This window comes from Methylophaga sp., from assembly GCF_048266885.1.
Classification (GTDB): domain Bacteria; phylum Pseudomonadota; class Gammaproteobacteria; order Nitrosococcales; family Methylophagaceae; genus Methylophaga.
On the sequence record NZ_JBLWYR010000003.1, the window covers coordinates 1 to 22,269 of the forward strand.

Below are 22,269 nucleotides of genomic sequence, written 5' to 3' on the forward strand. Positions count from 1 at the left end.
GCCATTTTCGCCGGTGCTGTCAGCGCAGCTGCTATGACCTTAATCATGTTAATTCTTGGTTTTGGATTAGGTTTTTCAGTTATCTCGCCCTGGCAGAATGAAGGCTTCAGTATGGAAGCCTTTGGTTGGTCAACGATAATCTGGCTGACGGTAACTCAACTCGTTGCCGCTGGATTGGGCGGTTATATAGCCGGTCGATTAAGAACCCGATGGACTGACATCAATATTGATGAAATCTACTTTCGTGATACCGCTCATGGCCTTATTAGTTGGGCGGTGGCAACACTTTTAGTCGCTCTATTAATTCTATCAAGTGTTGGGGCTGTGATTAGTGGCACTGCCAAAGCGGGCGCTTCTGTAGCTCAGGGCGCAACCTCAGCAGTACCTGCGATCAGTGAAGCAGCATCTAATTCATCAGATTACTTCACAGATGTACTTTTACGTACTGAACCAGGTGCAGAAATCGCTGAACGTGCCGATGGGAATGTTCGTGATGAATTATCCAATATTGTGGTTCAAGCGTTACGTGACGGTGAATTAAATGAAGACGACAAACAATATGTCGTGGGCTTGGTAGCAAACTATACCGAACTGGATGAAGCTGCAGCAGAGCAACGTGTTAATAATGTTATTGAGCGTGCAGAACAAACTGCAGCGGATGCTGAACAAACAGCTCGTGAAACAGCTGATGCAGCATTGGATAGTGCAACATTCGCGTCATTGTGGTTATTTGTGGCGTTATTGATTGGTGCTTATATCGCTAGCTTTATGGCTACCGTAGGTGGTCGTCAACGTGATTCAGTTATTCATTAATCGAAGCAGCACGACGTCAAACTTTTTTAAGGAGAAATAACATGCGATCTATTCTTTTATGGTTTTTAGGTGTGCCAATTCCCATCATTATTTTATTGGCTATTCTGCTTTGATTTAACAGTGAAAGAGTAACGGAGTCGAAGGTCGGCTCCGTTAATACTGGAGTTAAATAAAGTTTCTCACCGATGCAAGCCGCAGGTGTTTGCTATTGAGCTCTTCGGCTCTTAAGTTAACCAGCTTATCGCGACTTCAAACAGGTCAGGTGGTTGATAAAACCCACTATGGAGTTGAATCAATGACAAGAAATAATAGTGCAATAGACCCCAAATCAATTGGGCAAGCAAACGAAGAAGCAAAACCTTCTTTGCAAGAAGCGTTTATAGAAGTCCGCCAACAAACTGAACATATTTGTGCCAATCTTGAAATCGAAGATTTGGTGGTACAGCCAGCGGCTTATGTAAGTCCACCTAAATGGCATTTGGCCCATACCTCATGGTTTTTTGACTGTTTTGTTTTAGAACCACTCAAAATGGCTCAAACCAGTAAGTCTCCGCAGTATCATTATTTATTCAATTCATATTATAAAAGTCAGGGTGCCCATTGGATACAGTCCAATCGTGGTCAGTTGTCACGTCCGACTGTTAACGAAATCATGGGTTATCGTCAGCTGATAACTAGAGCGATTGTCGATCTTTTTGAGTCTGATTCACTGTCCAAACAACAATTAGAAATCATTGCCACCGGAATACAACATGAACAACAGCATCAAGAGTTGCTGTTAATGGATATAAAATTTATTCTCGGCAATCAGCCTTGGCCCGAAGCTTATGAAGCAGTTGCTGATTCAGATAAAATCATACTCCCCGCCAGAGCCTTAGGCTGGATAGAGTCGACAGAAAATATTTCTCTTTTCGGTGCTCGTCTGGATGATTTTTCCTATGACAATGAACGCCCTCGCCATAGGCGTTGGATCAGTGGTTTTCAATTAGCTGATCGATTGATTAATAATGCCGAATATATGGATTTTATGACCGATGGTGGCTATCGACGTCCAGAACTGTGGTTAAGTGATGGCTGGGACTGGGTGCAGCAAAATCAAATGACTCATCCGCTTTATTGGCGTAAACAAAATCATCACTGGGAAGAGTATCAACTGCGTGGTTTAGAGCCGTTAAACCCTAATTTACCGGTGAGTCATATTAGCTTTTATGAAGCTGATGCCTATGCACGCTGGATGGGCGCGCGATTACCCACCGAGTTTGAACTGGAAACTTATTGTTCAAAAGATAAAAATCTTTTTGGCAAAGAAACGGCTTTTTGGGATCCCTCAGAATCAGTTTATCCCTCACCTCAAAGAGCGTGTGATGAATTTGATACCGGTTTGTTATGGCAATGGACTAATAGCGCTTATTCGCCTTATCCGGGTTACAAAACAACCAATACCGCTTTGGGTGAATATAACGGTAAATTCATGGCGAACCAATATGTTTTAAAAGGTGGCTGTGTCGCGACGCCCAAGCAACATATGCGCGCCAGTTATCGGAATTTTTATCGACCATCTGATCGCTGGGCATTCACCGGTATTCGTTTAGCGAAGGATTTGTAATGACCTATCTGGTTTTAGATTCATTACGATATCAAACACAAGACGCCTTGAAAGAACAGTTTGCTTTTGATGTATTAATGGGCTTTTCAGCACCCTCTAAATATTTGCCGAGCAAATATTTTTATGATGCTAAAGGTAGCCGACTTTTTGAACAAATCACCGAGCTGGATGAATATTATCCAACACGGTGTGAATTTGAGATTCTCAATAAGGTTGGCGGTGAGATCGCTGAGTTTATGCAGGATGAGCCTTTTGAAATCGTTGAGCTGGGTGCAGGAGATGGCCGGAAAACCAAGGTTTTGCTTAACCAGTTATTAGAATTCAGCGGTCAATTTTCCTATATTCCTATCGATATATCTGAATCCGCGATGGCAGATCTGGTGAGTTCGTTAAATCAATCTCATCCGTCGCTGACTACGCACGGTATTGTCGGCGATTATTTTGCCAGTATTCGACACCTTGAAAGCACCTCAGATAGTCGCAAGCTGGTTCTTTTACTGGGCTCTAATATCGGCAATTTTGATTTGCCTGGCGCAAAACGCTTTTTGCACAGTATTTGGAAGTGCCTAAATCATAATGATCTATTTTTGATCGGTTTTGATTTGAAAAAAGACATTGATGTGCTTACCAAAGCTTATAACGATAAAAAAGGCATAACTCGAGATTTCAATCTGAATGTGCTGACGCGTATCAATAACGAGTTAGATGGTGAGTTTGATATCTCGTTATTTTCGCATCATGGAATGTATAACCCGCGGCATGGCGCGATGGAAAGTTATTTGGTCTCACTTGTGCAACAGGAAGTGCATATCGGGGCATTAGAAAAAACATTTGTATTTAACCCCTACGAAGCGATTCACCTGGAGCTTTCTCATAAATACCTGTTATCCGATATGCAGCATCTAGCTGATCAGACTGGTTTTACGGTATTGAAAAACTGGCAAGATTCACAAGGTTATTTTGCTGACGGGCTATGGCAAGTTAATAAAGACTTTCCTGAAAAAGATTTTGCTTAACATAAGCAAAATTTTTGAAATTTGTTATTGAGGCTTTTCAAGCGTTTAATAAGCAAATAAACATAACGCCAATTAAAACTCCAAAGGCCATAATGATGCAGCTAAATATTAGTGATTTTCAGGCTCTGCCAAACCGCAAAGTGAAACTGAAGAAATGGCCCACTACTGTTGAACCGCTTTATAGCTCAAAGAAAAACTACCAAAAATTGCTGCAAAAAAATGTAGAGGCCTTAAGTGAGTTGCAACATAAGCTTTATGCCGATAATCAATTTTCGGTGTTACTGATTTTTCAGGGCATGGATGCTGCTGGTAAAGATGGGGCAATCCGTCATGTGATGTCCGGTATTAATCCGCAGGGGTTTCAGGTCTTTAGTTTTAAACAGCCCAGTGATAATGAGTTGGATCACGATTTTTTATGGCGAACAGCACGTTGTTTGCCAGAACGAGGTCGCATCGGAATTTTTAATCGTTCTTATTATGAAGAAGTGCTAATTGTAAAAGTGCACCCTGAGTTTCTGGTGAAACAACGATTAGCGGAAAAATTACCGCCTAAGCAAGCCTTTTGGCGTGATCGGTATCGTTCAATCGTTGATCATGAAGCGCATTTAAATCGCAGCGGTACTCGCATCATCAAGTTCTTTTTGCATCAATCCAAAGATGAGCAGGCCAGACGGTTTATGCAGCGAATTGATGATCCCGATAAAAACTGGAAACTCACTACCGCCGATATTGAACAACGCGAATTCTGGGATGATTACACCAAAGCCTATGAAGACTGCATCAATGCTTCAACAAGCAAAGAGGCTCCTTGGTACATCGTGCCAGCTGACGATAAACAAAATGCCCGGTTGATTATTTCGGAAATCTTTCTGAAGACACTCAGCGATTTACCATTAGCTTATCCTCAGGCCACCGATGCTCATAGGCTGGAGTTACAGTCCATTCGCGAACATTTAGAAAAATCCTGAAAACATAACGCTTACCAAACTTGATTAAGTTAACGGTAAAGCCGTCGATTTTATCGGTGACTTCATTACAAACGAGGTATGCACGCCGGTCACGCCTTCAATACGAGTGAGTTTCTGCAATAGAAACTGTTGGTAGGCATCCATATCTTTGACGATGACTTTAAGTAAGTAGTCAGCGGATTGACCGGTAATCAAGTGGCATTCCAACACTTCCGGGTAGCTGGCAAGCTTTTCTTCCAGGCCACTGAAACGTTCAGGCGTGTGTTTATCCATACTGATGCCAATAAAGGCCATCAATGTTAAACCGAGTTTGCGGGCATTCAATAACGCCACATAGCCATCAATCAAGCCATTTTCTTCCATTTGCTTAACGCGTCGCAAAGTTGGGGAAGGCGAGAGATTGATCGCTTCAGCCAATTCTTGATTTGAAATGCGTCCCTGCTTTTGCAGGATATCGAGAATCATCTGGTCATATCGATCCAGTTTTTCGGTCATTATTTACTCCAATAAATTACATTAAAAGCATTTTATGCTTAAAAACTAACTTTATCAGCAATTATATTTGTATTAGGTTGAATTTGATGCAACTTTAGCAATTTAATTCTGCAGCTGACTCTCTATACTATTTCACATGCCTGAACCGGTTGTGTTATGAGCCACAAGCTTTATTTAACGCAGTGATCTCAAGTTCATCACAAGTGAGCGTCGGAAACTGAAAAAGGGACTGGAAACCCTCCAGCCATTGTTAAATAAACCTGCCGGAAGCGTTCTTAAATACACGTCATCAGGCAACTCTATTTTGCTTAACCAGACCCAGGAGTCACAAAATGATTGCCAATCCAGCTCAAAAGTACCGCCGCTTTGAGCCTGCACAGTTGCCGGATCGCCAATGGCCGAATCAGGTGATTGAAAAGGCGCCTATCTGGATGAGCACCGATCTGCGAGATGGCAACCAGGCCTTGATTGATCCAATGTCTGTGGAAACCAAAATCCGTTATTTCAAAGCTTTGGTAGAAATGGGCTTTAAGGAAATTGAAGTAGGATTTCCATCTGCGTCCGAGACCGACTTTAATTTAGTACGCCGGTTGATCGAAGAAAATATCATCCCGGATGATGTGACGATTGAGGTGTTAACCCAAGCCCGCCAGGATTTGATCGAACGGACAGTTGAGTCATTGAAAGGCGCTCGCCGGGCCATATTGCATATGTACAATCCGATTGCTCCGGCGTTTCGCAAAATCGTTTACAACACCGATAAAGCGGGTGTGAAAGATATTGCTGAACGCGGCACGCGCTGGGTAAAAGCCTTTACAGAACAACATCCAGAAACTGAATGGGTTTATCAATATTCTCCGGAAGTGTTTTCCAGCACGGAAATGGAATTTGCCAAAGAGGTTTGTGATGCGGTGTCCGCCATTTGGCAACCAACGCCACACCACAAAATGATTTTAAATTTGCCAGCCACGGTGGAGATGTCGACACCTAATACCTATGCCGACCAGATTGAGTGGATGCATCGCAATTTAAACAATCGAGACAGCATTATTTTGAGTGTGCATCCACATAATGATCGCGGTACGGCCGTGGCTGCAGCGGAATTGGCAGTGATGGCCGGTGCTGAGCGGGTCGAGGGGTGTTTGTTTGGTAATGGCGAACGCACCGGCAATGTTGATTTGGTGACATTGGCATTAAATTTATATTCTCAGGGTATTAATCCGGGTCTGGATTTCAGTCAGATAGATCAAATTCGCCAGTTGGCAGAGGAGTGCACACAATTGCCAGTTCACCCCCGTCATCCATATGCCGGAGAATTGGTGTTTACTGCGTTTTCCGGTTCACATCAGGATGCGATTAAAAAAGGCTTGGCCAAACAGGATCCGGATGGTTTCTGGGAAGTACCTTATTTGCCGATTGACCCTGCGGATTTAAATCGCAGTTACGATGCGGTGGTAAGGGTAAACAGCCAGTCCGGTAAAGGCGGAGTAAGCTTTTTGTTACAACAGCATGCCGGATATGAATTACCGCGCCGCCTGCAGATTGAATTCAGCAAAATAGTGCAGCAGCATAGTGATAACAGTGGCAAGGAAATTAATGCTGCGGCTATTACTCAATTATTTGATGAAGCCTATTTTGCTGTAAACGCACCGTACCGTTTCAGAAGCAGCAGTGTGATGGATGATTCTCAGGATAGTGCCATTGCAGAAGTTCAATTGGAGCACGGTACAACATCTTTGACGCTTCAAGCCAAAGGTACCGGGCCAGTCGATGCGGTGGCAAAAGCCTTGTCTGAGCATATTCAACAGACTATTTCGGTAGTGGATTACCATGAGCATGGTATGGGAAGTGGTTCAGATGCTGTTGCGGTTAGTTATGTTGAATTGAAGGTTGGAAATGCCAACCCGGTTTTTGGTGTTGCACAAGATAAAAATATCACTCGGGCAGCCATCAAAGCGATTCTGAATGGTTTAAATCGGTTTCTTTCAGCAGCAGAACGTGAGGCTGCTTAGGTTTGAGTCACAATTGTTAAACAACTGACATCAGCGATAGGCAAGGAAGATTTTCATTACATTTCTGGTTATTATCCTTAAAATAAGCTGATAATTATGGTTAAGTTTATGTTTTATATGAGGTTGTATCGTTTTTTGGCGGTTTGAAATAAGAATGGAATTTCATTAGGGTGTAATAAGAGTAAATGGTTAACAACCATTTTATTCAAGCTGTTTTTTAACTCTAAGAAGGAGGCCACCATGTTAAAACAAGGTTTTTACACAGTAGCCCTGACAACATTATTTGCCTTGAGTCCAGCATTTGCGGCTGATGACACAAGTCAGCATCCTGCTCATAAAATGGACGACTCTGTTTCGCCAAAAGCTGCTGAGATAGATCAACAAGCAGAATACGAGTGGCAGAAAGAAAAAGCTGCAGAGAAATCAAACGAAGGTAACCATCCGGCTCATGAGATGGGCGAATCTGCAGAACGCATTAATAAAGAATCGAAAGATGATTACCAAGAGAATCGATTGAATGCAGTAAAGGAAGGTAATGCCATGCATCCTGCTCATGAAATGGATGAAGTTGAGCCGGTGCAGAAACGCGGGCAATAATTAATTCTATAGTCCAATCCCTAAAAAACGCGGCAGCTCTCTTTGGTACTGGCAATTTCTCTAGTGAATTTGTTTGGTTTTCAATGAGAATGCCGCGTTTTTCTTTTAACCATCTTCAATGCTTTGGTTTAGACTTGTTTTTTAACACCAGATTGGAAACAACATGCCTTTGATAAGAATATTTTGTTTGTTAGCGATAGTATTTTTATCAGGATGTGCCAGCTGGTCACCCAGCTATGAAAAACCACAGGTCAATATCACTTCATTTTCATTCGCACCAGAATCCAATGGTCTGGCGCCGAGGTTTATTATCGGTTTACAGATCATTAATCCGAACCGCAATGCATTACCGTTGGAGGGCATGAGTTATTCGGTCGAAGTAGAAAATAATCGTGTACTAAGCGGTGCGACACCAGATTTACCACGCGTACCTGGGTATGGGATGGCGGATTTTACTATTGAAGCTAGTCCAGATTTACTGGGTAGCGCCCGATTAATTAATAGATTGTTAAGTAGCCAGGCGAACAGCCTTGATTACACCTTTAAGGCAAAATTAGATATGGGAAGGTTAGTGCCTTATCTAAATATAGAAGAGAGTGGTCAATTCGATTTGTCGAACACTTCGGAAAATTAGGTTTTGCTGGGGCTGGTTTATCTTTCATCTTCTCCTCTGTTGTGAGCTGAAAAAGCTTCAATCAAGGCACGAGGAGCACCTTTTAGTTATTCTAAATAAGTGACGAGCAACGCAGACCGGCGCGCGCCTCCCTGGCGCGCCGGCATACAGTCCATCCGTGAACATAAGTGACGCTTTTTCAGTCACAACCAGAAGGGCTGGGACTATTTTTGCGACCGCCTGCGTTGTATGAAATACATCGCTGTATTTCACCGTTGCGCGGCCAGCTAAGCTGTTCAAATGGGTTCCAGACTCAATTGTCAATCACCTATGTAGGCAGGCTACACCGCGTGCTTTCCGCCTTGTCGGACACAAAAATAGCCTCCAGCAATGGTGGATATAAAGATCAACAAGCCCTAAAAGTTAGGCATATTTCCATTATCAGGATTGCGCACCCGAAAAAAATCTGGCAAAGTCAGCGCGGTCTTGTCACATTGATAAGCACTTAAGGCATATCTCAAGCCTTATGGCTAAACAGCTTAATTGAGATCTTGTCACCGGACAGGGGTAAAGTCGGAATTTGTTGCCATCGTGGGTAACTTTTCGGCTGTTCAGTGAATACGATTATTGTGGTTTGAATTTTCAAGCTGCAAATTTAATGGTATGCCGGCATGACCGGTCCCTGATTACGGAGATAAAAATGCACCTTTCCATTCAACAGCGTTTTAGTATTTGGGCTGGCCTAAGTCTATTGACTGTGGTGATTGTCACTGCGCTGATTGGCGTTTGGCAATTTGGTTCGATCAAACAAAGTTTGGCTGAACAAAGCCGTGAGGTCACTGAGCAACAGGCTCAAAACTATTTACAAATACTGGCTAAAGATACTGCTGCCCAGTTGCGTATACCCCTTGAAAGAGCGCTATATACTGCTCAGGCGAATGCGGCGGCAATGCAGGCTGTGATAGCTGATTCAGCAATTACTGACAAGCGCACTCTCGCCGTCAGGATGCTTGAACAGTCTTTGACACTAAATAATGATTTCTTGGGTGCTTACGTCGCATTTGAACCTAACGCTGTAGACGGCAGTGATTTTTTGTCTCGCGATAGTTTAGGCAGTGATAATCGAGGGCGCTTTCTACCGTATGTTGTGCGTTCAGACAGCGACAGCTTTGTGGTAGAAAATCTGGAAGGTCTAGAGGATGCCACACCAGATGAAAATGGCGTGAGAGCCGGTGAATATTATCTTTGTTCAAAAGATAGCAAAAGTAGTTGTGTCATTGACCCATACCTCTATCCAATTGATGGTAAGCAAGTTTTATTGACCAGTCTGGTTGCACCTGTAATGGAAGATGGTCGCTTTATCGGAATTAGTGGTATTGATATTTCTGCTGCATTTTTGCAGTCAATGATTGCTGATGTGGCTACACAGCTTTATCAAGGTATTGGTCAAACCTTGCTGGTCAGTCCACGAGGGGTCATTGTTGGACATAGCCAGCAACCCGAGCTTATTGGTCAGAATCTTAATGCTTTGGATAATGAGCTTAGAGAAGCATTACTCGCTGTCAGTGAAGCAGGCCAAAGCCAAGTTTTGCAGCAACAAGGTCAGTTTATCGTGCTCAGCCCATTTACCATGCCCGGAAGTGAGCGGGGTTGGGTGACGTATTTGGCAGTACCGGAAGCCGAAGTATTAGCTGCTGTTGCTGAACAGGAACAATTTCTTGACCGTGCCCAAACTACCTTCATCAGCAGCACCAGCCTGCTGGGGCTGGTTTTGGCATTGATTGGCGTCGGTGTTGTTTGGCTGGTGGCTCGGAGCAGTATCCAGCCACTGTCGGATATGACCACTTTGGTTGCGTCAATTGCAGAAGGCGATGGTGATTTGACCCAGAAGCTTGATATTCAACGTAAGGATGAGACCGGCAAATTATCGGGTTTCCTGAATATCTTTATCGGCAAACTACGCAAGTTAATTCAACAATTAATCCCACTTGGTGAAAATGTCAGCAAGCTTTCTGCTGAGGGTCGTCAAATCAGCGAACAGACACGAGTAGAAATGGATCAGCAACAGCAATTGCTTGAAGAAATGGTTTCTGCAGTAACAGAAATGGCTGCGTCTGCTCAACAAATCGCCGGTAATGCTGATCGCACTTCACAATTTGTCGGCAAAGCCAATGAGTCATCTCAATCTGGCGCAGGGCTGGTAAAACGCACTTCAGAGTCCATTCACGAAGTCAGTAACAGTGTGCAGGAATCTCAATCTGCCATGTTGGAACTGGAAAAAAACAGTGAGGCTATTGTCAGCATTTTGTCAGTGATACAGGGCATTGCGGAACAAACCAATCTGCTGGCACTCAATGCTGCAATTGAAGCTGCCCGGGCTGGCGAGAAAGGCCGAGGTTTTGCTGTAGTAGCCGATGAAGTCCGGGCGCTGGCGAGCCGAACTCAGGTGGCCACCGTGGATATCAAAGACAAACTAAGTGTGTTGCAAAAAGGCAGTCGTCAAGCCGCCGCAGCGATGCAGCAAAGTGGACAGCAAGTAACTGAAACCGTTGACCTAGCACGTGCGGCGGAAACAGCATTGCAGGATATTCAGCAAGCTATTATGGAAGTAACGGAAATGACTTTTCAGATTGCTTCGGCCACCGAAGAACAAAGTGCAGTATGCGAGGATGTTAGTAAAAATCTTACTAAAATTTCACAACTTGTCGAACATACTACCGAAGGTGCCCGTCAGCTAAACCAAGTCGGTAATCAGCTAGACGAAGCGGCCAACAGCCTGAAACAACAGTTAGGTTCGTTCAAAGTTTAACTGTTTTCAAATTTCAGGCTGGTGGTGATGGCAGGCAATAAATTACATTTGAATACGGCCCCCGGTGACACCATAAATTTCACCGGTGACATAACTGGCGTCTGCTGAAGCTAGAAATACATAAACCGGTGCCAGCTCCGCCGGCTGGGCCGGGCGTCCAAATAAGGTATTAGCACCAAAGTTTTTCACTTTTTCATCCGGCATAGTGGTCGGGATTAACGGTGTCCAAACCGGGCCCGGAGCAACACCGTTTACTCTGACACCCTGATTAATGGCTTCAGAGGCGAGTGATAGGGTGAAATTGGCAATAGCTGCTTTAGTTGCGGCATAGGGTGAAAGATTGCTACTGGGTTCAAACGCTTGGATAGAAGTGGTATTTATAATCGAACCGCCGGGCGGAATGTGTTTTAGCGCTGCACGAGAAAAATGGAAAAATGCTTCCACATTAGTTTGGAACGCGTAGCTTATTTCATCATCTGGAATATCTTGGATGGAATTATAGGTCTGCTGAAAAGCGGCGTTATTTACTAAAATATCGAGTTGGCCAAAATTATCTATGCATGCTTCCACAACTCGATCACATCCCGGGCGATTATTAGACTGGTCCATTTTTATCGCAATGACTTCTCTGCCAGCTTCCTTTACCAACTGCTCTGTTTCATTGGCATCATCTTTTTCGCTGAGGTAAGTAAAGACGATATTGGCGCCTTCACGCGCATAGGCGAGGGCAACCGCCTTGCCGATACCACTGTCACCTCCGGTAATTAACGCTACTTTTCCGATTAATCTCTCATGACCTTGATAACTGTTTTCACCATGGTCAGGTTTCGGATTCATTTTGTTTTCATGCCCCGGCAGTTTTTGAGGCTGAATCTCGAACTCTGGACGTGGATAGCAATTTCTTGGATCAGACGAAGTATTTGTTGGGAATGTTGTCATTTCAGCAGACCTCGTAGATGAATAACAAAGGGGCGTTGCAAAACGCTTAGTGGATAGCCGACCAGATGCAAATGCTATTCCGTTTACCCTACCATCTGGAAAGAGGCTGGATTGTGTTATTCAACAGGGGGGGAATTCAGAGCATTGAGATTTGCAGGGTAAAAATTACTTGGGCTAGGAATTTTTTATATAACTGCAAGCATTAAAAAACTATCCACCTTTTATCACTATTGTTAGCTAAGCCAGATATACCGTTATTCAGCAAATTAATAATGTACTGGCATGGAGATTGCGAAGATTACTTAATAAATAACGAGTGATGCAGCAAGAAAACGACGATTAATATCAAAATTGATGAATGATGGATGCTGAAAAAAATGTATAGAAGCGTTTCGGGAAATATCTACTTAATTTATAAAGCTGCAACATAAGTAGAGTAAATCAGCATAAATAAAACATTAATTTTTACTATAAGTGATAAGTATATGATGGACGTAATTGAAAATAACGATGTCATGAATTCAAAAGATGTCATTAGCAAGTTAAGTGATTTAGTGGCTCTGGAGTTCAATGCCATCGAAACCTATGAAGCGGCGATTGAACGTCTGGAAAACCTCGACCACCGAGCGAAAATGACAGAATTTCTTGGCGAACATGAGCGTCATTTAATGAGTCTGTGTGATGCCATCATACAAGAAGGTGGGGCCCCTCCAGAAGGCGGTGATTACAAACAATTTCTCACTAAAGGACCAGTAGTTATTGCAGGGATTGGCGGTGATAAAACCATCTTAAAGGCGATGTTGTTCAATGAGAGTCTGACCAACAAACTTTATGAAAGCGCTAATGATGAAATATTTCCTGGTTACATTCAGTTAATGCTGAAACAGGCCCTCGGCGATGTCCGTCATCATCGAGTCTGGATTGAGTCAGCAATAGAGCAGTTTGAATAAAAAGTTATTAGTTAAATAAATATTATGTTTGAAACAATTGTTTATATAGAACTGTCATTTTGATAGCTAGCTTAAATAAGGATTAAAGAAATGTTTAAAACATTATTCCTTACCGCAACCGTTTCAACGGTATTCGCGGTAAATCCAGTAATGGCGGAAGATTTGAATCAGCCACAAGATCATCGTTCTACGATCAATCAGCAGCAACATAATCAGGTCGGGCAGCCAATTGATAATCGAATCGATAGTCAGATTAGGCAACAAAATGAATCATCTACTATTGTCACTCCACCAACCACCCAACCGCTGCCTACAACTCCTCCTTCCCGTTCGGTAATGACTCCTGAACCACCGCCACCACCGACTCGGATTAATCCACAAACCCCGCAAACTAACGATCGAGATTCATCGGATAGCTTATCACCATCAACCAATTCGCCTGCTTATCCAGGCACTACCTATCCTGATGATGCTTATCCGGATTCGACCACACCCTAATGCTGTAATGAAGTGTGGTATTAACTATGAGAATATCTAAGCTCAAATTGGTGGAGCATATGAAGTTGAGGGAATCATAACTTTAACGCTGTTGTAACCAAATGGAGCTACTAATAAGGTCAAACAGATAAAAGGACACTGCCATGCCACATGCTAGAAAATTAGATAATCATTTTGGTGAGAGCCAATCTCATCGCTTTTCAAAAACGGTCACGGATGATGAACTAACGACCAAATCTTCTGCACAGAACACAGTAAAAACGATGCTCCATCCTGAGTTTGCGATAGATGAAATGGAATTGGAGGCCTTGAGCAAATCAGTTCCTGATGGAACAGTAGGTACTATCAAAAAAGTGCACCAGCATAATACGGAGTTGTTATTGCACAAACTTGGTCAGCGCCTGGCCTTTGAACGTGCCAGCGTTAGATTGTATGAAGCGCTAATTTTTAAATGTCTTGCATTACGAGACGGTAAAAAATCAGTTGTATCCATCGACAAGTTGCGACAATTTCGTGATGAAGAAGTGGACCATAGCCTCTTACTCAAAAAAGCAATTGAAACCTTAGGTTATGAAGCTGATGAATGGATTCCAGATACCGATTCCAGTTTGCTTTCAAGTTTACAAATCCCCAAAGTATTTACCAAAAAAGATAGCAATATTCTGACCTGTTTAGAAGCCGTATTGATATTTGCAACAAATGACAATGCGGAATGGCATAACTTGCATGAACTGTTTACTAACATGGGTTTGCAAGATTTAGCAGAAGAGTTTAATCAAGCACTTGAAGAAGACAGCAGACAGTTGGAAACTATTTCGCGTTGGATTTATCAGCTGTCTCACGCATAGAAACTTAATTATTTTATGAAGACAAACGATGGGAGAAGTATTTTTTCTTCTCCCTCAAGTTGTATTGCCTAAATCCGTAAAATTAATATTTTCTAGCATGTTCAAAGCAAATGCCTGAACATGGCAGAAGCCCCAGGAGTATCTGGTATAATCAGACGTTTTTTCTATCCCCTATCTGCCTGACAGGAAAACCGTTTTGACCACAGCTTCTCATCAAATCCGCAGTCTACTTGAACAAAAGATCCTGATCCTTGATGGCGGCATGGGCACCATGCTGCAAAGTTACAAGTTAAGCGAAGCGGATTTCCGCGGCGAACGTTTTGCCAATCATCCCTGTGATGTCAAAGGTAACAACGATTTACTGTCTCTGACCCAGCCGCAGATCATTCGTGATATTCATCGGGCCTATTTTGAAGCCGGTGCTGATATTGTCGAAACAAATACCTTTAATGGTACGTCGATTGCGATGGCCGACTACCAGATGGAAGATCTGGTTTATGAACTGAATAAAGTCTCGGCGCAACTGGCCCGCGAAGTGGCCGATGAATTTACTGCCAGCAATCCCGATAAACCGCGTTTTGTCACTGGCGTATTAGGTCCTACCAATCGTACTGCCAGTATTTCTCCAGATGTAAATAATCCCGGTTTCCGTAATGTGAGTTTCGACCAGTTGGTTGAAGCCTATCTTGAAGCGATCCGTGGTCTGGTCGATGGCGGCAGTGATCTGCTATTGGTTGAAACGGTATTTGATACCTTGAATGCCAAAGCCGCTGTGTTTGCCATCGAGCAGTATTTTGAACAACATGATGTGCATTTGCCAGTGATGATTTCCGGCACTATTACCGATGCCAGTGGCCGCACGCTTTCTGGGCAAACGGCCGAAGCATTTTGGAATTCACTGTCACATGTGCAACCAATATCGATTGGTTTGAACTGTGCATTAGGTGCTGAACAGTTACGTCAGTATGTTGAAGAACTGTCGAATATATCCACCAGTTATGTCAGCGCCCATCCCAATGCCGGTTTGCCAAATGAGTTTGGTGAATATGATGAATCACCGGAAGCCATGGCAATTCATATTAAGGAATGGGCCGAAGCCGGTTTCCTGAATATTATCGGTGGTTGCTGTGGCACCACGCCAGCACATATCAAAGCCATTGCCGAGGCCGTAGAAGGTGTTAAACCACGCGAGCGGGTTGAAAACAAACATTATTGTCGCTTAAGTGGTCTGGAGCCTCTTACCATCACACCGGAAAGCCTGTTTGTGAATATTGGTGAGCGGACCAATGTGACGGGTTCATTGCGGTTTGCCAAACTGATCAAGGAAGGTGATTACGACACGGCACTGGAAGTTGCCCGTCAGCAGGTCGAAAACGGCGCGCAAATCATCGATATCAATATGGATGAAGGCATGCTCGACTCGCAGGATGCGATGGTGACTTTCCTTAATTTGGTTGCTGCAGAGCCTGATATCAGTCGCGTGCCGATCATGATTGACTCCTCCAAATGGGAAATCATTGAGGCCGGTCTCAAATGCATTCAGGGCAAGGGCATTGTTAACTCAATCAGCCTGAAAGAGGGTGAAGCCAAATTTATTGAACAGGCCAAACTGGTACGACGTTATGGCGCAGCCGTTATCGTCATGGCGTTTGATGAAGATGGTCAGGCCGATACTCGTGAACGTAAACGCGAAATCTGTACCCGCAGCTACGAAATCCTCACCGAAAAAGTACATTTTCCAGCCGAAGATATCATCTTCGATCCGAATATTTTTGCCGTGGCGACCGGCATCGATGAGCATAACAATTATGCTGTTGATTTTATTGAAGCCACCCTTGATATCAAGCAAAGCCTGCCGCATGCAATGATCAGCGGCGGCGTCTCCAATGTATCGTTTTCGTTCCGGGGTAACAATCCGGTACGTGAAGCCATCCATGCGGTGTTTCTGTACCACACCATCAAAGCCGGTATGGATATGGGGATCGTCAATGCCGGACAGCTGGCAATTTATGATGATTTACCCGAAGAGTTACGTGAGCGGGTTGAAGACGTTATCTTAAACCGCCGTAACGATGCCACTGATCGCTTGCTGGAGATCGCTGATAAATATAAAGGCGATGGCAGCGTTGAGAAAAAAGAAGATTTGGAATGGCGCAGTCTGCCAGTCGTCAAGCGGTTGGAATATGCCTTGGTCAAAGGTATTGCCGATTTTGTCGAAGAAGATACCGAGCTGGCGCGTCATGAGTATGCCAAACCACTAGAGGTCATCGAAGGGCCGTTAATGGACGGCATGAATGTAGTCGGCGATTTATTCGGTGAAGGCAAAATGTTTTTACCGCAGGTGGTCAAGTCCGCTCGGGTAATGAAAAAAGCCGTCGCCTATCTGATGCCGTTCATCGAACTGGAAAAAGACGACAGTACCGTTAGTAGCAGTAACGGTAAGATCTTGATGGCCACGGTAAAAGGCGATGTTCACGATATCGGCAAGAATATTGTCGGCGTGGTATTGCAATGTAATAACTTTGAAATCATTGATCTGGGCGTGATGGTACCGGCGCAAAAGATTTTGGATGCCGCTCGTGAGCATAACGTCGATATTATCGGTTTGTCAGGATTGATTACGCCTTCTCTGGAAGAAATGGCGCATATGGCCAAGGAAATGGAGCGTCTAGGCTTTGACATTCCATTAATGATTGGCGGTGCGACGACTTCGCTGATTCATACGGCAGTAAAAATTGATCCGAATTATCACGGTCCGGTGATTTACGTAAAAGATGCGTCACGTGCGGTCGGTGTGGCACAGAATCTGGTCAGTAAAATCACCCGGGAAGACTTTGTCGGCAAAATCAAAACTGATTATCAAACCAAACGGGAGCAGCATAAAGGCCGTAAATCTACGCGCCGTTTGCTGACCTTGAAACAGGCTCGTGCCAATAAAACCAAGATCGATTGGCCTGCATATAAAGCGGTAAAACCTGCACAGACGGGAATTCAGGTGTTTGATGATTATCCCTTGCAGGAACTGGTGGATCGCATCGATTGGACACCATTTTTCCAGTCATGGGAATTAGCCGGTAAGTACCCACGTATTCTGACTGATGAAATTGTAGGTGAGCATGCCACGCATTTGTTTGAAGATGCGAAAAAAATGCTCAAACAGATTGTTGATCAGAAGTGGCTTAAAGCACGTGCAGTAATTGGTTTATTCCCAGCCAACAGTGTCGGCGATGATGATATCGAAATTTATACCGACGACAGTCGCCAGCAGCTATTAATGAAATTGCATTCATTGCGTCAGCAAGCCGAGAAACCACCTGGTCGGCCTAATGCTGCACTGGCAGATTTCCTGGCACCAAAAGATAGTGGCGTTGAAGACTATATCGGTGCATTTGCCGTCACTGCCGGAATAGGTATTGATGAGCATATTGAACGCTTTGAGGCCGATCATGACGATTATCACAGCATTATGCTCAAAGCATTGGCGGATCGTTTGGCGGAAGCCTTTGCCGAGCGTATGCATGAACGGGTACGTAAGGAATTCTGGGGCTATAAAAAAGACGAACAGTTGGGCAATGAAGATCTGATTGACGAAAAATATCAGGGCATTCGTCCGGCACCGGGTTATCCAGCGTGTCCGGATCATACCGAAAAAGGTCTGTTATGGGATTTGCTGGATGTAGAAACACGCATTGGCATGACCTTAACTGAAAGCTTTGCCATGTTGCCAACAGCAGCGGTCAGTGGCTTCTATTTTGCTCATCCTGAATCACGTTATTTTGGTCTGGGTAAAATCAGTGAAGATCAGGTTAATGATTATGCAAAACGCAAAAACTGGACGCTTGATTATGCTGAACGTTGGTTGGCGCCAGCACTATCCTATGATGGCGATGATTGATAACGGATAAAAAATAAGCCCATACCTAAAACTGTTTTTAAACCAATTAACTATAAGAAAGGGGAGGTTTAGCTATGCATGAAGATATCGTAGATTTACAAACCCGCATGTCGTTTCAAGATGGTGTGATTGAACAACTCAATCAGGTGGTCACCGACCAGCAACAGCAGATAGATCGGCTGGAACGTCGAATGGAAAAATTGCTGGGCCAGGTGGAAGCATTACAGGCAGATCAATTGATCCAGCAGGCGGATGAACCGCCACCACCGCATTATTAATTCTGTCCAGCGTCGATGAAGTTGAATAAGCCGTCCAGGCGATGTTTGTTGATTAAAGAAGCGGTTGGGCTCGGTCATCAAACTGCAGAAGCCTTGTTGGCATTCTGGCAACCCGCTTCACATCTCTGGCTCACTGATGCTTCGCAAGCTTCAGCAGATAAAAAAATTCAAAAACAGGCACGTCAATTCCTCGGGCAAGAATTTGATGTTGTGGTTTTTGACGCGACTCAGGAATTTAATGCCGATAGTTTTGCAGCCATTATTGGCACTATTCGCGCGGGTGGTATTTTGCTGATGTTGTTGCCTGAAAAAAGCCCGTCTTCCAATTGGTATCAACGGTTTGAGCAGGTTATTGAGCGTTATCAAGCCGACTTTGCAGAGTTTCATCAATGGCAGCCAGGCAACATACTGCCAGGTGATTTTCGTCCTGAACAAAACCCTGATAAAGCGTTTCAATTGACCCCTGATCAACAAAATGCATTAAGTCTTATCCATAAAACAGCCTTTGGTCATCGGCGGCGACCCTTATTAATTACTTCTGATAGAGGTCGTGGCAAAACAGCCTTGTTGGGAATAGCAGCTGCGGAGCTGATTCGCCAGGGAAAACAAAAGATTTTGGTCACAGCGCCCAGCTATGCCAGTGTCGAAACCTTGTTTAAACATGCTGCCAGCGAATTAAAAAATGCCCAGCTTGGACATGGGCAGTTATTCAGCGATGGCTGCGAGATTCAGTTTGTTGCTCCGGATGCCCTGCTGGAGAATGAGCTGGAAGCCGATGTTTTGCTGGTCGATGAAGCTGCTGCCTTGACCTTGCCTATGCTCAAGCTGATGCTGCAACGCTATTCACGTATTATTTTTGCAACGACACTGCATGGTTACGAGGGCAGTGGCCGTGGATTTAAATTGCAGTTCCAGCAAGTCCTTGATCAGCAAACGCCAGATTGGCGACAAATTGAATTAATGCAACCAGTTCGTTGGAATTTAGGCGATGTATTGGAACAATTCAGCTTTGAACTCTGTTTGCTGGATGCCGAACCGGTCGCAGAACAATTAATTGTTGATCTGGGGATAGAAAAGCTTCAGGTTAAAAAATTGAATCCAGCAGAATTATTACAGGACGAAGCGCTGTTAAGACAATGCTTTGGCCTGATGGTGACGGCGCACTACCGCACTCGACCATCTGATCTGCAAATGTTGCTGGATCGTGATGATATGTGGCTACTAGGGGTATTTAATCAGCAGCAACTGGTTGCCAGTGCCTGGTTAGTAGCTGAAGGACCGATTAACCCGCGATTGGCCGCCGCAATATTTGCCGGTGAACGACGGCTAAATGGACATCTGTTACCGCAGACATTGTTAGCTCATTCAGGCATCAGTATTGCCGGTGAATATCATTATCAGAGAATTGTGCGGATTGCTGTACATCCTGCCCTGCAAAGTCGTGGCATCGGACAGTATTTGTTAAATGCTTTGGTAACTCATTTACCAGAAAAGACCGATATTTTAGGTTGCAGTTTTGCTGCCAGTGAAGCACTGATGCGCTTCTGGCAAAACAGCGATTATCGACTTATGCGAGTGGGAGCTCATAGTGATCATATCAGTGGACGTCATGCGGTCATTCTGGCAAAACCGATCAGTTCGGCCGGTCAGCAACTGGTTGAGCAAACCCAGCAAAGACTGATTCAGCAATGGCCAGATTTGCTCAATAGCCAGTTATCTCATCTGGAAGCAGGTTTGATCCCATTATTGACGCAGCTTTTGCCCGAAGCGGAGTTGCCAATAACGACTGCTGATGAAGAGGAGATCACCGCTTTTGCCTTTCAAAAACGACATTACGATGCTTGCCAGATAGCCATCAGAAAATTTGTGTTAAATTGTGTAGCACAGCAGCGGTTTTTATCATTACCATCCTTACTGCAATCTATCTGTTTAATTTTTGTATTACAGCAGCAGCCAATAGCCACTGTTTGCAGACAGTTAAATCTGAAAGGTAAACAGGATCTGCTGGGACAGTTACGTGAGGCAATACGGATTTTATTGCTCTGAGACCAGGTAAAGATCGCCCTGATCATCAATTTCGGTTTGCAGGGCTGTCAGGCTCTGCCCACGACACGGACCGGAAATACAATAACCTTCTTCAAGCGTAAACAACGCGCCATGTGTTGAGCATTGAATATGCGTTTCTTCCAGCGAGAGAAATTTGTCAGGCTGCCAGTTCAAGGGTATGCCCAGGTGTGGGCAATGATTCAGATAGGCGCGGATCAGCTTGCCCTGACGAAGCACAACAATATCGAGCTCATTGTCTTCTGCTAAGGGGATCTGAAAGCCATAGCTTTGATGATCTTTCAGGTCTTTGGTGTGGCAAACAAATTTTTTCATCATAATTAAACGAGATTTTCAAAACCATATTGTTGGCATTTACTAGCGGCGAGCTGACTGGCAAATTGCAGACTATCCTGTCGCGAATTTTCCGCTACCAGGCTATGGATCATTCCAGCATTAAAGCTATCACCAGCACCCAGACTATCAACCACGTGCTCTATCTTAATTGCTGGAACATACATAACTTTTCCATTGTGCCAGCCATAAGCACCTTCTGCACCCCAGGTAAGTGTTGCCTGATAGTTAACCGGCAGCGAAGCCAGCATATCCTCTGCAGTCATATATCCTTTGGCCTGAGCGTAATGCTTGGAAAAAAATAACCAGTCAGCCCAATCAAATATGCTTTCAATATCTTCGCGAGGTTTCTCTATTTCTAATGAGATAGGCACATTTGGTGCCTTTTGCCGACAATATTTAAGTATTTTATCTAATTCAGCAATATTACGGCCTTCAAAATGTAACCAGTCAAATACTGATAAGTCGATATGCTGGAATGTGGCAAAACTCAATTCGGGACAATCACGGTGATGCACAATCGTACGACTGCCAGTTTGCCGGTTTAACGTGATGTAGGATGTGGGCATTTTGCCCTCATTCAATCGAGGGCAAAACTGTGTATTGATTTGATAGCGATTTAGATCGGCTTCGATAACCTGACCATTGGCCTCATTAATCAGTGTTGCCGCCAAATAACTTTGATGGCCCAGCTGACTTAACACACAAAGGGTGTTACTGGCATTACCACCACGGCGGATGCGCTGTGATAATGCCCGAACTTCTGCATCCTCTTCCGGATAACTGGCAACTTCATTGACAATATCCAGCGTCGCAATGCCGGTGGCCAGAATGCGTGCCATCAGTAAAACAAATCAGATGTCGTCGAAAATGGCACCGACTGCATCAGTAATGGCATCAATATCGCCGGTACCTTTAATCGTGTGCAGTTTATTCTGTTGTTGATAGAAGCCAACCAATGGCGCGGTTTGTTCTTCATAGACTTTCAGGCGATTTTCGATGGTGGCTTCGTTATCATCTTGACGCTGGAATAACTCACCGCCACAGTTATCACACACGCCTTCTTTAGCTGGTGGAGATAAATGTACGTTAAAGATAGCACCACAATCTTTACAAGTACGACGTCCGGTTAAACGTTGCATCAATTCGTTGAAAGGCACATCCAGCAACACAACACCTTGCAGTGGTTGACCCAGATCAACAAGCATTTGATCCAATGCTTCGGCTTGAGCGATATTGCGTGGGAAGCCATCCAAAATATAGCCGTTTTTGGCATCATCGTGGGTCAGGCGTTCACGGATAAGACCAATCACGATTTCATCGGAGACCAGCGCGCCGGCATCCATCGCGGACTTAGCTTGTTTACCCAATTCTGAGCCGGCCGTGACCGCGGCACGCAACAGGTCGCCTGTTGAAATTTGGGGGATATTAAATTTTTTCGATAGAAAAACACCCTGAGTACCTTTACCAGAACCCGGCGCGCCAAGTAATACTGTTCTCATGTTTGCCTCTTGCTTGTTTACTGTTCGTTTATG

19 protein-coding genes are annotated in these 22,269 nt (G+C 44.2%); 14 read left to right on the forward strand and 5 right to left on the reverse strand.

The window, feature by feature from the left end; translation table 11 throughout:
• The 4 genes from ACN0V2_RS02010 to ACN0V2_RS02025 form a co-directional block, all read left to right on the forward strand.
• A partial coding sequence (locus ACN0V2_RS02010) for a hypothetical protein (RefSeq protein WP_417549121.1) occupies positions 1-813 on the forward strand: 813 nt, incomplete at its 5' end.
• A gap of 295 nt (positions 814-1,108) precedes the next feature.
• On the forward strand, positions 1,109-2,419 hold the full coding sequence (gene egtB / locus ACN0V2_RS02015; protein ID WP_417549122.1) for an ergothioneine biosynthesis protein EgtB: 1,311 nt from the start codon (positions 1,109-1,111) through the stop codon (positions 2,417-2,419).
• On the forward strand, positions 2,419-3,435 hold the full coding sequence (egtD, locus tag ACN0V2_RS02020; protein WP_417549123.1) for an L-histidine N(alpha)-methyltransferase: 1,017 nt from the start codon (positions 2,419-2,421) through the stop codon (positions 3,433-3,435). The genes egtB and egtD overlap by 1 nt, the downstream gene beginning before the upstream one ends.
• Before the next feature lie 92 nt (positions 3,436-3,527).
• On the forward strand, positions 3,528-4,403 hold the full coding sequence (locus tag ACN0V2_RS02025; RefSeq protein WP_417549124.1) for an ADP-polyphosphate phosphotransferase: 876 nt from the start codon (positions 3,528-3,530) through the stop codon (positions 4,401-4,403).
• 24 nt (positions 4,404-4,427) lie between these two features.
• Here the strand turns inward: ACN0V2_RS02025 and ACN0V2_RS02030 are convergent, their stop codons facing one another.
• Complete coding sequence (locus ACN0V2_RS02030) at positions 4,428-4,898, reverse strand: Lrp/AsnC family transcriptional regulator (protein ID WP_417549125.1); 471 nt, start codon at positions 4,896-4,898, stop codon at positions 4,428-4,430.
• 332 nt (positions 4,899-5,230) lie between these two features.
• Between ACN0V2_RS02030 and leuA the strand changes: the two genes are divergently transcribed.
• The 4 genes from leuA to ACN0V2_RS02050 all read left to right on the forward strand — a co-directional run bounded on the left by leuA (position 5,231) and on the right by ACN0V2_RS02050 (position 10,929).
• Positions 5,231-6,910, forward strand: a complete 1,680-nt coding sequence (gene leuA, locus ACN0V2_RS02035; RefSeq protein WP_417549126.1) for a 2-isopropylmalate synthase — start codon at positions 5,231-5,233, stop codon at positions 6,908-6,910.
• A 240-nt stretch (positions 6,911-7,150) separates the two neighbouring features.
• Positions 7,151-7,507: a hypothetical protein gene (locus ACN0V2_RS02040; RefSeq protein WP_417549127.1), complete on the forward strand. Its 357-nt coding sequence runs from the start codon at positions 7,151-7,153 to the stop codon at positions 7,505-7,507.
• 163 nt (positions 7,508-7,670) lie between these two features.
• Positions 7,671-8,141 (forward strand): LEA type 2 family protein, encoded by a 471-nt coding sequence (locus ACN0V2_RS02045; protein WP_417549128.1) that lies wholly within the window; start codon positions 7,671-7,673, stop codon positions 8,139-8,141.
• 679 nt (positions 8,142-8,820) lie between these two features.
• On the forward strand, positions 8,821-10,929 hold the full coding sequence (locus tag ACN0V2_RS02050) for a methyl-accepting chemotaxis protein (RefSeq protein ID WP_417549129.1): 2,109 nt from the start codon (positions 8,821-8,823) through the stop codon (positions 10,927-10,929).
• 42 nt (positions 10,930-10,971) lie between these two features.
• Here ACN0V2_RS02050 and ACN0V2_RS02055 read toward each other — a convergent pair whose 3' ends face one another.
• Positions 10,972-11,766 (reverse strand): SDR family oxidoreductase, encoded by a 795-nt coding sequence (locus ACN0V2_RS02055; protein ID WP_417549130.1) that lies wholly within the window; start codon positions 11,764-11,766, stop codon positions 10,972-10,974.
• A gap of 587 nt (positions 11,767-12,353) precedes the next feature.
• On the opposite strand from ACN0V2_RS02055, the gene ACN0V2_RS02060 reads away from it, so the two are divergent.
• The 6 genes from ACN0V2_RS02060 (at position 12,354) to ACN0V2_RS02085 (ending at position 20,383) form a co-directional block, all read left to right on the forward strand.
• On the forward strand, positions 12,354-12,818 hold the full coding sequence (locus ACN0V2_RS02060) for a DUF2383 domain-containing protein (RefSeq protein WP_417549131.1): 465 nt from the start codon (positions 12,354-12,356) through the stop codon (positions 12,816-12,818).
• Between the two features lie 90 nt (positions 12,819-12,908).
• Positions 12,909-13,316, forward strand: coding sequence for a hypothetical protein (locus ACN0V2_RS02065; protein WP_417549132.1), 408 nt, complete (start codon positions 12,909-12,911; stop codon positions 13,314-13,316).
• Between the two features lie 143 nt (positions 13,317-13,459).
• On the forward strand, positions 13,460-14,164 hold the full coding sequence (locus tag ACN0V2_RS02070; RefSeq protein ID WP_417549133.1) for a hypothetical protein: 705 nt from the start codon (positions 13,460-13,462) through the stop codon (positions 14,162-14,164).
• A gap of 196 nt (positions 14,165-14,360) precedes the next feature.
• Positions 14,361-18,059 (forward strand): methionine synthase, encoded by a 3,699-nt coding sequence (gene metH, locus ACN0V2_RS02075; protein WP_417549134.1) that lies wholly within the window; start codon positions 14,361-14,363, stop codon positions 18,057-18,059.
• 74 nt (positions 18,060-18,133) lie between these two features.
• Positions 18,134-18,337 carry a SlyX family protein gene (locus ACN0V2_RS02080; protein WP_417549135.1) on the forward strand — a complete coding sequence of 68 codons (204 nt, stop codon included), beginning with the start codon at positions 18,134-18,136 and terminating at the stop codon, positions 18,335-18,337.
• Between the two features lie 48 nt (positions 18,338-18,385).
• A complete protein-coding gene (locus ACN0V2_RS02085) occupies positions 18,386-20,383 on the forward strand; it encodes a tRNA(Met) cytidine acetyltransferase TmcA (protein ID WP_417549136.1) in 1,998 nt (665 codons plus the stop codon).
• Here the strand turns inward: ACN0V2_RS02085 and ACN0V2_RS02090 are convergent.
• The 3 genes from ACN0V2_RS02090 to ACN0V2_RS02100 are packed head-to-tail and all read right to left on the reverse strand — an operon-like array spanning position 20,372 to position 22,236.
• Positions 20,372-20,719, reverse strand: coding sequence for a Rieske (2Fe-2S) protein (locus ACN0V2_RS02090; protein WP_417549137.1), 348 nt, complete (start codon positions 20,717-20,719; stop codon positions 20,372-20,374). The two genes, ACN0V2_RS02085 and ACN0V2_RS02090, sit on opposite strands and share 12 nt — an antisense overlap.
• A gap of 2 nt (positions 20,720-20,721) precedes the next feature.
• Positions 20,722-21,576, reverse strand: coding sequence for a PfkB family carbohydrate kinase (locus ACN0V2_RS02095; protein ID WP_417549138.1), 855 nt, complete (start codon positions 21,574-21,576; stop codon positions 20,722-20,724).
• Between the two features lie 12 nt (positions 21,577-21,588).
• Positions 21,589-22,236 carry an adenylate kinase gene (locus ACN0V2_RS02100; protein ID WP_417549139.1) on the reverse strand — a complete coding sequence of 216 codons (648 nt, stop codon included), beginning with the start codon at positions 22,234-22,236 and terminating at the stop codon, positions 21,589-21,591.
• Positions 22,237-22,269 lie beyond the last annotated feature (33 nt).

What these genes read in the sequence shown, in the direction of transcription:
- egtB (WP_417549122.1), top strand. Translation starts at nt 1,109, where the DNA reads ATGACAAGAAATAATAGTGCAATAGACCCCAAATCAATTGGGCAAGCA.
- egtD (WP_417549123.1), top strand. Translation starts at nt 2,419, where the DNA reads ATGACCTATCTGGTTTTAGATTCATTACGATATCAAACACAAGACGCC.
- ACN0V2_RS02025 (WP_417549124.1), top strand. Translation starts at nt 3,528, where the DNA reads ATGATGCAGCTAAATATTAGTGATTTTCAGGCTCTGCCAAACCGCAAA.
- ACN0V2_RS02030 (WP_417549125.1), bottom strand. Translation starts at nt 4,898, where the DNA reads ATGACCGAAAAACTGGATCGATATGACCAGATGATTCTCGATATCCTG.
- leuA (WP_417549126.1), top strand. Translation starts at nt 5,231, where the DNA reads ATGATTGCCAATCCAGCTCAAAAGTACCGCCGCTTTGAGCCTGCACAG.
- ACN0V2_RS02040 (WP_417549127.1), top strand. Translation starts at nt 7,151, where the DNA reads ATGTTAAAACAAGGTTTTTACACAGTAGCCCTGACAACATTATTTGCC.
- ACN0V2_RS02045 (WP_417549128.1), top strand. Translation starts at nt 7,671, where the DNA reads ATGCCTTTGATAAGAATATTTTGTTTGTTAGCGATAGTATTTTTATCA.
- ACN0V2_RS02050 (WP_417549129.1), top strand. Translation starts at nt 8,821, where the DNA reads ATGCACCTTTCCATTCAACAGCGTTTTAGTATTTGGGCTGGCCTAAGT.
- ACN0V2_RS02055 (WP_417549130.1), bottom strand. Translation starts at nt 11,766, where the DNA reads ATGAATCCGAAACCTGACCATGGTGAAAACAGTTATCAAGGTCATGAG.
- ACN0V2_RS02060 (WP_417549131.1), top strand. Translation starts at nt 12,354, where the DNA reads ATGATGGACGTAATTGAAAATAACGATGTCATGAATTCAAAAGATGTC.
- ACN0V2_RS02065 (WP_417549132.1), top strand. Translation starts at nt 12,909, where the DNA reads ATGTTTAAAACATTATTCCTTACCGCAACCGTTTCAACGGTATTCGCG.
- ACN0V2_RS02070 (WP_417549133.1), top strand. Translation starts at nt 13,460, where the DNA reads ATGCCACATGCTAGAAAATTAGATAATCATTTTGGTGAGAGCCAATCT.
- ACN0V2_RS02080 (WP_417549135.1), top strand. Translation starts at nt 18,134, where the DNA reads ATGCATGAAGATATCGTAGATTTACAAACCCGCATGTCGTTTCAAGAT.
- ACN0V2_RS02090 (WP_417549137.1), bottom strand. Translation starts at nt 20,719, where the DNA reads ATGATGAAAAAATTTGTTTGCCACACCAAAGACCTGAAAGATCATCAA.
- ACN0V2_RS02095 (WP_417549138.1), bottom strand. Translation starts at nt 21,576, where the DNA reads ATGGCACGCATTCTGGCCACCGGCATTGCGACGCTGGATATTGTCAAT.
- ACN0V2_RS02100 (WP_417549139.1), bottom strand. Translation starts at nt 22,236, where the DNA reads ATGAGAACAGTATTACTTGGCGCGCCGGGTTCTGGTAAAGGTACTCAG.